Here is a 12,581-nt window from a genome sequence, read left to right as displayed (position 1 = left end):
TAGAGTTTAGTTTGTTCTCCCACAAAAGTAGGAAATAAAACAAACAAACACGCCTTGCAGAGGCGTGTTTGTTGAATCGTTGGACAATATTTGCAATAGTTGTACGATATTTCCCTTCGCAGCCTTTCCCTCGCAGGACAAAAAGACCCATGAAACACAAAGGAAAGGCCACTAACGGGACGACAAGACTGCCCTTACCCCTGGACACTACCAACCCCATAGCCAAGCGAAGCAATCCTCTTGGCTGGGCGAAAAAGCCGTAACTGGGAATCGAGAAGCTTAGCGCATGGCCAAGGCCTCATTCTCGTGGGCCTCCATGATCTCGCGCTCGCCAGGTCCCTTGTCGTTGATACCGCAAAGGTGGAGTATGCCATGAATGATGACCCGGTGCAACTCGTCGTCGTAATCCTTGCCAAACTTCTCGGCGTTGGTGCGAACGGTGTCGAGCGAAATGACAAGGTCGCCGTTGAGCACATCGCCCTCATCGTAGTCGAACGTGATGATGTCGGTGTAATAATCATGACCCAGATACTGGCGGTTCACCTCCAATATCTTCTCGTCGCTGACAAACATATAGCCAATCTCGCCCACCTTGCGTCCATGGGCCTGTGCCACGCGCTTGATCCAAGCGCTTGTGTCACGGTGGCGTATCTTCGGCATCTTTACGCCGTCTGCATTGTATGTGATCATATCTTATATGTATGAATTGATGTATCGGTTATCTGTAACGGGAGCCGTGACCCCTATGGGTTCAATCGTGCGTCGGCGCATCCGATGGCGGTGCGGTCGGGAGCATGGCGGCAGCCTCAGCGTCCTTATGGAAAAACACCAGTTGGCGATAGGCCGTCGACGAGACCGACGCCAGCGCCTGACTTGAATAGAGCAGCACCGTCTCAAGGCCGCCCAACCGCTTGTTGTAGTCGGCCTCCACCTTTTCGTATTCGAAATCGATGACCGACCGCACGCCGCGCACCACGAAACGTGCTCCAATGTCGTGGGCCAGGTCGACCATCATGCCGTCGTGGGCCATCACCTCCACACGCCGATTGCCTTGATAGAGGTGACGAATGGCCTCCACGCGCTCCTCGACAGTAAACATGTGGCGCTTCTCGGGGTTGACGGCCACCACGACCACCACCTTGTCGAACAACGCCAAGGCCCGCCTCACGATGTCGTCGTGGCCGATGGTGAACGGGTCGAAGCTCCCGGCGAAGAGGGCTATGCGCCCGTTGGGTGTGGAATGGGATGCTGAGTTCATGTTGGATTGATGTTTCGCGATGGATGGATAAGGGTTAGAACAACTCGGTCTGCATGACGTTACCGCTGTAGGGGTTGCGTCCCAGATGCTCGTAGGCCAAAGGCGTCACCATGCGGCCGCGTGGCGTACGCTTCACGAAGCCCTCCATGATGAGGTAAGGCTCGTACACATCCTCCACCGTTCCGGCGTCCTCGCCAATGGCGGTAGCAATGGTGGAGACGCCCACCGGCCCACCCTTGAACTTGTCGATGATTGTCAGCAGGATCTTGTTGTCGATCTCATCCAATCCATAGGAGTCGATGTTGAGGGCCGACAGGGCAATGTCGGCAATGTCCTTGGTGATGGTTCCGTTGCCCTTGACCTGCGCAAAGTCGCGCACACGGCGCAGCAAGCCGTTGGCGATACGGGGCGTTCCGCGACTACGACGGGCAATCTCCACGGCCGCGTCGTCGTCGATGGGCACCCTCATCAGCCGCGCCGAGCGGCGTATGATGCGCTGCAAGGTGGCGGGATCGTAGTACTCCAGATGCATGTTGATGCCAAAACGGGCGCGCAGCGGTGCGGTGAGCATGCCCGAACGGGTGGTGGCTCCAATGAGCGTAAAGGGGTTGAGGTCGAGCTGTATGCTTCGCGCCGAGGGACCCTTGTCGATCATAATGTCGATGCGATAGTCCTCCATGGCCGAATAAAGATACTCTTCCACAACGGGCTGCAAGCGATGTATCTCGTCGATGAAGAGCACATCGTTGGGCTCGAGCGACGTGAGGAGGCCGGCCAGGTCGCCGGGCTTGTCGAGCACAGGTCCCGACGTGATCTTGAATCCCACCCCCAGCTCGTTGGCGATGATGTTGCTCAACGTGGTCTTTCCCAATCCGGGAGGACCGTAGAGCAGGGTGTGGTCGAGCGGTTCATGGCGATATTTGGCGGCCTCAACAAAGACCCCGAGGTTTTCCACAACCTTGGGCTGACCGTTGAAGTCGTCGAAACGGAGCGGGCGAAGCGCGTTCTCGAAGTCTTTCTCCTCTCTTGTGATGTTGTTTTCTCGTATGTCGAAATCGTCAACCATGTGCGTTTTAATGCTTTCTAAGTGCAAAGATAACCATAAATGAGCGAAGGGTAAAAGGCCGAGGCGACAAAAGGCGAACCACAAGATGTTAAAGCAAGTTAAAACAATTCATGGTTTTGTCGCAGTTAGCTCGCAACTTATTGATTTTCAACTTGTAGCCCCTTTAGAATAGAACGACATTCTTCGAGTATTCTGAGCACATCTTCGGTAGTTTCGGCCCTCAAAAGGGCTATTCGCGTCTGCCGGAAGTTGGGTATGCACTTGAATATGGGCGATGCGGCCAGGTGTCGTCGCGTATGGAGTATTCCACGGTACTCATCGATGCGTTCCACGTTGATTCGGAGCTGTTCTTCGAGGATATCGATCTTATCGTCTATGGTCAAGGGTGCAGGTAGTACCTGAGCTGCACCCTGAACGGTGTCGATATAGTCTCTACATTCCTTGAAAAACCAGGGACGTCCGAACGTAGCTCTACCAATCATCACCGCATCTACCCCATAGTTTTCGAAGGCCAGGTTGGCCCGTTCGGGCGTGGTGATGTCGCCGTTGCCAATGATGGGGATGTGGATGCGTGGGTTGCGCTTCACCTCGCCAATAAGCGTCCAGTCGGCTTCGCCCGTGTACATCTGCGACCGTGTGCGCCCATGAATGGTGAGCGCCTGTATGCCACAGTCTTGCAACTGCTCAGCCAGCGTGGTGATAACAAGGTCGTTCATGTCCCATCCCAGACGGGTCTTGGCGGTGACGGGCGTGTTCACGGCCTTCACCACAGCCTTCGTGATCTCGAGCATCTTGGGAATGTCGCGCAGCAGGCCGGCGCCGGCGCCCTTGCCAGCCACCTTCTTGACAGGGCATCCAAAGTTGATGTCGATGATGTCGGGGTGGAAGCTCTCCACGATCTTTGCCGCCTCGACCATTGGCTCCACCTCACGCCCATAGATCTGAATGCCCACTGGGCGTTCGTCGTCGTTGACATGCATCTTGGCGAGCGTGCTGGGAATGGATCGTATGATGGCGTCGGCCGAAACAAACTCCGTGTAGACCATGGCTGCGCCATAACGCTTGCATAGCTTGCGAAATCCGATGTCGGTAACGTCTTCCATGGGTGCAAGAAACAAAGGCTTGCTACCAAAATCTATATTGCCTATCTTCATAAATCTTTTTATTGTCTTACTAAGTTTTTCGCCATGCCCACCCAACGGTCCATCCATCGGGGAACGGGAAGGCATCATTGGCGCTCGTTGGCGCCCCAAAGACCGTTTAACGCCCCTCCAGGGCCGTTTCTCGCCGCCAGCCTACACTCTCCCACCGCATGGTCGATCGGGCCTTACAGCGCCTTAGGCGAGCAGATGGTAAACGCCTCCTGCGTAAGGCTTGACCACTCCCTTCATTTCGAGTTGGAACAACAGGGCGAGGGTCGTTGCCATGGGTAGCCCCGTCTTGACGGAGATGGCGTCTTGCCGGAGGTCGTTGGTGGTCTCCAAGAGTTGTACGACGCGCATCTCGTCGTCGGAGAGGTCGGGAAAGAGTTGGCGCTCAATGCCGTTTCGGCGTGCCTCCACCAGTTTTTGGTCGTCGGCCCACCCCATGGCGTCCACGAAATCGGCTGCCGAGGTGATGAGCCCCGCACCGCAATCGCGTATGAGCCTGTTGCAGCCCTCGCTGTAAGGGGCGCCCACGGCGCCAGGGAACGCAAACACATCGCGGTTATATTCCTTAGCGATGCGTGTGGTGATAAGGCCACCGCCCTTCGCCGCACTCTCCACAAGGATGGTGGCGTCGCACAGACCCGCCGTGATGCGGTTGCGCCTCACGAAGTTGACCTTGTCGGGTTGCGTGTGGGTCATATACTCGGTGACGAGCCCACCATGCGCCACCATCTCGTTGGCCGTGTCGCGATGGCGTTGCGGATAGAGGGTGTCGAGGCCATGGGCCAGCACCGCCACCGTGTCCATCTGGTTGGCCAGGGCATAGCGGTGTGCATGGATGTCGACCCCATAGGCCAGTCCGCTCACGATGAGCGTATCGGGACAGCACCTCCTCAGGTCGGCCACAAAACGCCTGATTAGGTCCTCGCCATAGGGCGTGCAGTGGCGCGTGCCAACAACATTGATGACCCGCCGGGCGTTGAGGTCGGCCGTTCCCCGATAGAACAGCGCAAGCGGCGCGTCGGGCGTTTCCTTCAGCCGGCGCGGGTAGAGCGGGTCGTTGAGGCATAACACCTGCACATTGTGGTCGGCGGCCCATGCCAGTTCCTCCTCGGCCCGGCCTCGCATGATGTCGAAACTGGCCAGTTCCTGGACGATGCGCGCCGGCATACTCGGGAACATCCTCGGCAGTTCGCTCCGCTGCTCGACAATGGCGGTGGCCGATCCCATGCGCCGATAGAGCCCCACCATGACGTTGAGGTGGAAATAGCTCAGTCGGGCCAGGGCTACAGTGTTGATCAGTTCGTTGTCCACGGTGTATCTGTTGCGTTAGCGTATAAGGTGGGGTGCAGAGACCTGCACGGTGTATGGCTACGGGGATAATATGTTATAGCTTGTCGAAGCCAAAGGCGCGGTCGTAGTCCTCGCTCACACCGAGCTTGCCATGGATGAGGGTCACGAGGTCGACATCGGCGTGAAACGACAGTTTCATGTCGGAAGCGCGATAGATGTCGTGCTCGAAAACATAGCGCATACCTTCCTTCTTGAGGTTGAGGCACGACACCATCTCGTCGTCGCAGCGCAGGGGCGTCTTAAACTTCAGTTGCATACGCGCCACCACGGCGTCGACCCCCTTCTCGTGAAGGGCGGCGAAGCTCACGCCCAAGCTGCGCAAGAAGCGGTGGCGCGTATGCTCAGTGTAGTGGAGATAGTTGGCGTTGTTGACGATGCCCTCGATGTCGCACTCATAGTCGCGCACATCCATACGTGTGGTAAACAGATATTCTTTCATATTGATGATGCGTTGTAGCCCATGCCATCTTACGTTATAGCCCGTGCTATGACGTGTCGAGGCTGATGCTATCCTACATGATAGTTTATGTTATGATGCGCCCACCAACAGGCACGGCGCACGGCGCAGAGCCTCATCCCTTGAGAAACTCGTAGCCGAAGCGGCAGCGCAAACAATCGCGCCGGTCGCAATACTCGTTCTTGAGCTGTATGAGCGCCTGCGAGTCGCCAGCGTTTTCGACGGGCAGCCCGCACGCTTTCCACATCCGCACGATGTGGTTGTCCTCGGCGCGCAACTGGTCGAGGAAGGCGAAGGCGCGGTCGCAGAGCCGCTCATCGCGCTTGTGGCGACCATAGGCAAAGAGCATTGGCACCACGGTGTTGATGAGCAGGAGGTTGACCGACGCGGCCGACAGGCGCTTCTCGCTGCGCGCACTCTCGCACCCGAAGGCGTAATGGGTCTGCCAATAGTCGGTGGGCGAGGTGGCGAGCATTTGCTGGGCGCTCTTCACATCCTCGCAATCGATGAGCTGCGACAGTCCGGCCTTACGGAGGAAATAGAGCCTGGCGAGTTGCGAGATGCGTATATGGGGAAAATTCTGTGGCCTCAGCCTCAAGAAGCGCCATAGATGGTGGTCGATGGGTTGGAGGCCAAACTTATGCGCCAGGTACTTGTATTCGCTGGCCATACGCTGGTAATAGGGGTCGGCAAGCGCCGCCTCGCGGTGCCGTTCGGGTATCGACAGTGGGTCGAGAAGGCCCGCCTGGCCCAAGAAGAGCGCCTCCACCTGGAACAGGTCGTCGCGGTGATGGCCCACCGCTCCCAGCGGCACGTTCATGGCCCACTGCTCCATGGCGTCGCCATTGATGCCAAAGCCATAGTTGCGGGCCATGGTAACGAAGTAGGCGGCCTCCCACGAACTCTGGCAGCAGGCAGCCCGACGGGCTATGTCGTCGGTCTTGCGCTCGAGGCGCTCGGTCTCGAGGGCACTCATCCACGAGTGGACCCTGATGCGCGAGAGGGTCGGCACGATCTTGTAACAGGGCGGGTAATTGTCGGCCTTGAGCAGTTCCTCATAGTTGCGCCGCACCGTCTCGGGCACGTCGAGCTGCATTTGCGGGGGCGTGAGGCCACTGGCGGTGCGCACCTCGGCGTCGATCACCCCGGCCACATGGAGCACAACATTATTATAATGGTCGTCGCGCTCATGCCCATGCAGGAACCAATCGGTCGACTTGTCGTGTATCTCCACGTTGCCCACCCACAGTTCGCCGCCAATCTTCACCTTGGCGTTGAAGAAGTCGGGGCCCGCGTTGCGGTTGTGCAGGCCCGCGTCGATCACCTCCACCGGCTGTCCGTCGGTGGTGTGGAGCGCTCCGAGCGGAAACATCTTGTGCTTCCAACAGTAGTGCAACAGCTGTTCCATGTCGGTGAGGTTAGGGGGTTGTGCCGCTTACTTCCAGGCCTGCTCGTCGCCCATGACCTCGATGGCCTTCTCGACGATGTGGTTCTGCTGGTTGATGATCTGGAAGTATTCGCTCATGTCCCACAGGTCGCGGGCCACGAGGGCCTTGAGCTGTGCGCATAGCTGAGGCAGCGTTTTCTTGAGTTCGTCGTCGTCCTTGGGCTCCACCTTCTCTTTCTTTCCCTCGGCCATCACCTCGTCGATCACGCTCTGCGGTACCTGGAAGTTATTGAGGAATGTTTGGAACGATGGGTACTGTCGGCGCAACTGCTTGCGGTGGTTGTCGACATACTTCAGGTTGACCTTGATGATAATGCCCTTGGCGGCCAGTTGCCTGTGGAGGCGTGTGTACTGGGTGGTGTCGAGCGGCACGAAGTAGTCGGGCATGATACCGCCCCCACCATACACCGTGCGATGGCGCCGAAGCGTTTGGAACTTCAGCGAATCGGCGAAGTGGATGGAGTCGGCGCTATACAGCTCACCATGCTTGTATCGGGTGTCGAGCTCCTGCTCGTAGCCCTTCAGGTCGCCCTTCTTGTAGGGTTTCTGTATGCAGCGCCCCGAGGGTGTGAAATAATGGGCGATGGTGATGCGCATCATCGACCCGTCGGAGAAGTCGACAGGACGTTGCACCAGTCCCTTTCCGAACGAGCGTCGGCCCACCACAAGGCCGCGGTCGTGGTCTTGGATGGCACCGGTGACAATCTCTGCGGCCGAGGCCGAGAACTCATTGACAAGCACCACCACACGTCCGTTCTGCAAGGTGCCGTTGCCTTGTGCGCGATACTCGTTGCGCGGCACACGGCGCCCGTCGGTGTAGACGATGAGGTCGCCCTTTGAGAGAAACTCGTTGGCTATCTGCACGGCGGCGATCATGTAGCCTCCGCCATTGTCTTGCAGGTCGAGCACCAGGTCGACCATGCCCTGTTTCTGCAACGCCTTGACCGCCTCCATAAACTCCTTGTAGGTGGTGGCGCCAAAGCTTCCGATGCGCACATAGCCCAGTCCGGGACGAACCATGTAACTGGCGTCGAGGGTCTTCACGGGAATCTTGTCGCGCACAACGGTGAAGGTGAGCTTGTCCTTGATGCCACGCCTGACGATGGTGAGCTTCACCTTCGACCCCTTGGGGCCGCGCAGGCGGCGCACAATCTCATCGCGCGCCATCTTCACACCGGCGATGGCCGAGTCGTTGACGGCCACGATGCGGTCGCCAGCCAGAATGCCCACCCGCTCCGACGGTCCGCCAGTGACGGGCTGGATGACGAGGAGCGTGTCGTTTTGCACGTTAAACTGGATGCCGATGCCCTCGAACGAACCGCCCAGCGACTCGTTCATGGCCTTCGTCTCCTTGGCCGTGGAATACGAAGAGTGGGGGTCGAGCTTCTCGAGCATGCCGCGTATGGCGTCCTCCACGAGCTTGGGCTGGTCGACGGAGTCGACATAGAGCTCGCTGATGGCCAGCTCGGCTATCTGCAACTTACGCAGCAGCTCGTCGTTCAACGAGCGGTTGCCACGCTGGGCGTGGAGCGAAGCGCAGGGAAGCAGGGCGAAAATGAGGGTAACAACAAGCGCGAAAAGGCGCGAAGGCTTTTCGCAGCCACACCGACGCGGGGCGCGGCGGTGGCGTATGGCAGGTTGAAGGTGTGTCATGGTTATGGTTTGTCTGGATATACTATGATGGGAGGGCTGGCGGCAGCCGTGGGCCACCGCCCAGCCCCTATTCCTCCTCGGGAATATCTTCTTCGATCACCAGGTTGTCGATGATGAAGTTTTGGCGCTCCATGGTGTTCTTGCCCATGTAGTACTCCAACAACTTCTGCACCTGGTCGTTCTTATGGAGCGTTACTTGCTCAAGGCGCATGTCGACTCCTATGAAGTGGGCAAACTCGTCGGGCGAGATCTCGCCGAGACCTTTGAATCGGGTAATCTCGGGGTCGGGTCCCAACTCGCGGATGGCGGTGACGCGCTCCTCGTCGGAGTAGCAGTAACGGGTGATGAAGTCGCTCTTCTTCTCGCCCTTGCCCATGCGACTGTCGTAGTCGGCCACCATGCTCTTGTTCTTGACCTTCGTGCGGCGGTTGCGCACGCGGAAGAGGGGTGTCTGCAACACGTAGACGTGACCTTTCTTGATGAGCTCGGGGTAGAACTGCAGGAAGAAGGTGATGATGAGCAGGCGGATGTGCATGCCGTCGACATCGGCATCGGTGGCCACGATCACCTTGTTGTAGCGCAGGTTGTCGAGGCCGTCCTCAATGTCGAGGGCCGCTTGCAGGAGGTTGAACTCCTCGTTCTCGTAGACCACCTTCTTGGTCAGGCCAAAGGAGTTGAGAGGCTTGCCTCGCAGCGAGAACACCGCCTGGGTGTTGACGTCGCGGCTCTTGGTGATGCTTCCACTTGCCGAGTCGCCCTCGGTGATGAAGATGCAACTCTCCTCCTTGCGGTTGTCCTTGGCATCGCAATAGTGTATGCGGCAATCGCGCAACTTGCGGTTGTGGAGGTTGGCTTTCTTGGCGCGTTCGCGCGCCAGCTTGGTGACGCCGGCCATGGCCTTGCGCTCGCGCTCGCTCTCCTTGATCTTGTTCTCAAGCACGTCGGCCACATCCTCCTTGTGGATGTGCAGGTAGTTGTCGACCTCGCGCTTGAGGAAGTCGCCCACATACTTGTTGATGGTCTCGCCACCGGGTTCCATCAGCGTGGAGCCGAGCTTGATCTTGGTTTGCGACTCAAACACGGGTTCCTCCACATTGATGGCGATGGCCGCCACAATGCCGTTGCGGATGTCGGTATACTCGTAGCTCTTGTCGTAAAACTCCTTGATGGTCTTGGCTATATGCTCCTTGAAGGCGCTCTGGTGGGTTCCTCCCTGGGTGGTGTGCTGGCCATTGACGAAGCTGTGGTACTCCTCGCCATACTGGTTGGTATGGGTGAAGGCTATCTCGATGTCCTCGCCCTTGATGTGGACGATGGGATAGAGCGGATCGGTGGTCATGGCATCGACAAGCAGGTCTTCCAGACCGTTGCGGCTCTTGATGCGACGGCCGTTGTACATGATGGTGAGCCCCGAGTTGAGGTAGGTGTAATTGCGGAGCATGGTCTCCACAAACTCGCCATGGAACAGGTAGTTCTTGAAGAGGGTGTTGTCGGGCTCGAAGTAGATGTAGGTGCCGTTCTCGTCGTTGCTGGCCTCGGTTTGGTCGCTCATCAGCTTTCCGCGCTCGAAGACGAGGCTGCGCACCTTGCCCTCGCGGAAACTCTTCACCTCAAAGCGGGCGCTGAGGGCGTTGACGGCTTTCACGCCGACGCCATTGAGGCCGACGCTCTTCTTGAAGGCCTTGGAGTCGTATTTGCCGCCGGTGTTGAGCACAGAGACGGCCTCCACGAGCTTTCCCTGCGGAATGCCGCGGCCATAGTCGCGCACGGCAACACGCAGGTCGTCGTCGATGTCGACCTCGATGCGGTCGCCGGCTTTCATCTTAAACTCGTCGATGGAGTTGTCGATAACCTCCTTCAGGAGCACATAGATGCCGTCCTCGGGCAGCGATCCGTCGCCCAGGCGGCCGATATACATGCCGGGTCGGGTGCGCACATGCTCCATATCGCTGAGATGGCGAATGTTGTCGTCGGTATAGTCGACGGTGGGCTGTACGGCGCCCTGCGACTGTGGTTCGTTGGTTATGTCGTTGCTCATGAAATGATAGTGTGTCTTGATAACATGGGTTGGGTCTTCGTCAGGGGTGTGGGGTGGATGGGGCGTTACAGCTCCTTGCGGTAGCAGCGGCGGCGCTTGTGGTTGATGGGGTCGAGAGCGCCCCACTGTCCCTGCACGCCTTCGTTGCTCTCCATCTCCACTTGCGACTCGCCCCACTTGATGCCGTATTCGTTGTAGCGGGGAATGAGATCGGAGAAGAGCAGGGCGTTGGCTCCCTTGGCGCGATACTCGGGCAGGAAGCCCACAAGCAGGAGGTCGACGCCCTCGGTCTTGTGGAACTTGATGGCGCGCAGCACATGCCACCAACCAGTGGGCAGCAGGCGGCCGCGACGGCACTTCTGCAGGGCGTGCGACAGCGAGGGGATGGTGATGCCCATGCCGGCCACGGCGTCGTTCTTGTTGCCGTCGACAATGACGGTCACAAGGTTGAGGTCGACCATGGGCATGTACATCTTGACATACTGGTCGATCTGGCGGTCGGTGAGCGACACGAAGCCGTAGAGGTTGGTGTAGGTGGCGTTGATGATCTCGAAGAGCTTGCGGCCCCATCCGCCCTGAAACACATCCTTGCGGGTGAGCTTCTTGACGTGGAGGTTATAGCGCTTCTCCACCAGGCTGGCTATCTTGGCGTATTTCTCGGGCACCTTGTCGGGCACGGGAAGGAAGTATTCCACATAGTCGTTGTCCTTGGCCCAACCACCCATCTGCTCCATGTGGCGGGGGTAATAGTCGTAGTTGTAGATGGTGGCCATGGTGCCGAGCTTGTCGAAGCCCCAGGTAAGCATGCCCTCGGGGTCCATGTCGCTGAATCCGAGAGGACCCACCATGGCGGTCATGCCATTTTCGCGACCGTAGGCGGCCACGGCGTCGAAGAGGGCGCGGCTCACCTCGAGGTCGTCGATGAAGTCGATCCATCCGAAGCGAACGTCCTGCCTGTTCCAGTGCTTGTTGACGCGGTAGTTGATAATGGCGGCCACGCGGCCTGCCACCTTGCCGTCCTTGTAGGCCAGGTAGTACTCGGCCGTGCAGAAGTCGAAGGCGGCATTTTTATGCTTGTCAAACGTATTCTTTTCGTCGATATACAAATTGGGCACATCATAGGGACTGCCCGCATACAAATCGTAATGAAAATCGATGAAGGTCTTGAGATCTTTCTCTGTCTCGACCTTGCGTATTTCTACTGCCATGAATGTTATAAATTCTTGATGTTGAATGCCTTTAAGTATGCAAAAATATAAATTTTTGAGCGAAAAGCCAAGCCAAACGGGCTTTTTAGCATTTGTTTACCGTATTTTGACAGTGTAAGAAGGTTTTACGGCAACTGAAGCGTAATGGGACAGGGAGTGAACAATGAGAGTGTGAACTGCTGGATACAACACCGCTTATACATTTCACAGGATAGCGCACGTTATAGAACATAAGTAGTAATAATGGGCATATTACGACGCAAAAGGCGACTGAATAATCCCAACAATCTATACCATAAACTACACGTTTCTTTTCGACGACGGAAATATTGGGAGCAAATACGCGATTCTCGGCGTGTTTTCGTAACTATCTATCAGTCAGCACGTTGCGCCAATAACTTAATATTTCACTCTCCAATTTTCATATTCCACCTTGCGGTTAGGCATGTTTCGCGCCTCGAAACATGGCTAACCGCAAGACGATACCTTCCCAACCGAGGCGCCGAAAGGCATCTTTCGCAACACCAAACATGCCTAACCGCAACATCATGCCAACGATTTGGGATGACGGGACCGAAAAAACGGCAAAATCGCTCGCTGGAACAACCGAAAAAGCAGGCACGCTTTTTGGTTATAATATCCAACAAGCGGAGGGCGGAGACCATCGGTCCGACAAGGCGCATCTTGCAAACCACCAAAGGCAAACAGATCGAAGGAAAAATGAGGATCATCCGACATTTGGAGTGACTTGAAGTGCGTACTACTTCTAATAGCTTTGGCCTCAGACGGCGACCGCGTCTGATCGAATTTCTCTCACCCCGAATGGTTTTTCTTTTAGCCTCAGACGGCGTAACAACGAATTTATCGAATTTTCGAATTTTCCTAATTGCGTTAGCCAAAATTCGTTCAAATTGGTAATCGTAAAACGATTATATCAATTCGCTTTCTATGTT

The 12,581-nt window shown here is 57.0% G+C and carries 11 protein-coding genes; 1 reads left to right on the top strand and 10 read right to left on the bottom strand.

The annotated features are described in order from the left end of the window. Window positions 1–279: 279 nt before the first annotated feature. The 10 genes from ybeY to WKK33_RS11380 all read right to left on the bottom strand — a co-directional run bounded on the left by ybeY (window position 280) and on the right by WKK33_RS11380 (window position 11,628). Window positions 280–690 (bottom strand): rRNA maturation RNase YbeY, encoded by a 411-nt coding sequence (ybeY, locus tag WKK33_RS11425; RefSeq protein WP_337933970.1) that lies wholly within the window; start codon window positions 688–690, stop codon window positions 280–282. A 61-nt stretch (window positions 691–751) separates the two neighbouring features. After that, entirely contained in the window at window positions 752–1,258 is a 507-nt protein-coding gene (gene coaD / locus WKK33_RS11420; protein WP_337933969.1) for a pantetheine-phosphate adenylyltransferase, read from the bottom strand. A 34-nt stretch (window positions 1,259–1,292) separates the two neighbouring features. Next, window positions 1,293–2,324 carry a Holliday junction branch migration DNA helicase RuvB gene (gene ruvB / locus WKK33_RS11415; protein WP_215760647.1) on the bottom strand — a complete coding sequence of 344 codons (1,032 nt, stop codon included), beginning with the start codon at window positions 2,322–2,324 and terminating at the stop codon, window positions 1,293–1,295. Window positions 2,325–2,461: 137 nt separating this feature from the next. After that, window positions 2,462–3,478, bottom strand: coding sequence for a tRNA dihydrouridine synthase DusB (gene dusB / locus WKK33_RS11410; protein WP_337677785.1), 1,017 nt, complete (start codon window positions 3,476–3,478; stop codon window positions 2,462–2,464). 183 nt (window positions 3,479–3,661) lie between these two features. Continuing rightward, window positions 3,662–4,786: a DNA-processing protein DprA gene (gene dprA / locus WKK33_RS11405; protein WP_287768915.1), complete on the bottom strand. Its 1,125-nt coding sequence runs from the start codon at window positions 4,784–4,786 to the stop codon at window positions 3,662–3,664. 73 nt (window positions 4,787–4,859) lie between these two features. After that, window positions 4,860–5,264: a thioesterase family protein gene (locus tag WKK33_RS11400; RefSeq protein ID WP_215760649.1), complete on the bottom strand. Its 405-nt coding sequence runs from the start codon at window positions 5,262–5,264 to the stop codon at window positions 4,860–4,862. 133 nt (window positions 5,265–5,397) lie between these two features. Continuing rightward, complete coding sequence (locus WKK33_RS11395; RefSeq protein WP_337933967.1) at window positions 5,398–6,690, bottom strand: DUF2851 family protein; 1,293 nt, start codon at window positions 6,688–6,690, stop codon at window positions 5,398–5,400. A gap of 27 nt (window positions 6,691–6,717) precedes the next feature. After that, complete coding sequence (locus WKK33_RS11390) at window positions 6,718–8,382, bottom strand: S41 family peptidase (RefSeq protein ID WP_337933965.1); 1,665 nt, start codon at window positions 8,380–8,382, stop codon at window positions 6,718–6,720. Between the two features lie 67 nt (window positions 8,383–8,449). Further along, window positions 8,450–10,420 carry a DNA topoisomerase IV subunit B gene (locus WKK33_RS11385; RefSeq protein ID WP_337933963.1) on the bottom strand — a complete coding sequence of 657 codons (1,971 nt, stop codon included), beginning with the start codon at window positions 10,418–10,420 and terminating at the stop codon, window positions 8,450–8,452. Window positions 10,421–10,485: 65 nt separating this feature from the next. Continuing rightward, window positions 10,486–11,628 (bottom strand): N-acetyltransferase, encoded by a 1,143-nt coding sequence (locus tag WKK33_RS11380; protein WP_337933961.1) that lies wholly within the window; start codon window positions 11,626–11,628, stop codon window positions 10,486–10,488. A gap of 530 nt (window positions 11,629–12,158) precedes the next feature. On the opposite strand from WKK33_RS11380, the gene WKK33_RS11375 reads away from it, so the two are divergent. Next, complete coding sequence (locus WKK33_RS11375; RefSeq protein ID WP_337933959.1) at window positions 12,159–12,380, top strand: hypothetical protein; 222 nt, start codon at window positions 12,159–12,161, stop codon at window positions 12,378–12,380. The last annotated feature ends 201 nt before the right edge of the window (window positions 12,381–12,581 follow it).

Origin of the sequence: Hallella sp. (assembly GCF_037460745.1) — a bacterium.
Classification (GTDB): Bacteria; Bacteroidota; Bacteroidia; order Bacteroidales; family Bacteroidaceae; genus Prevotella; species Prevotella faecis.
The sequence above is the reverse complement of the archived record's forward strand: the minus strand, read 5'-3'. Positions and strand labels throughout refer to the sequence as shown.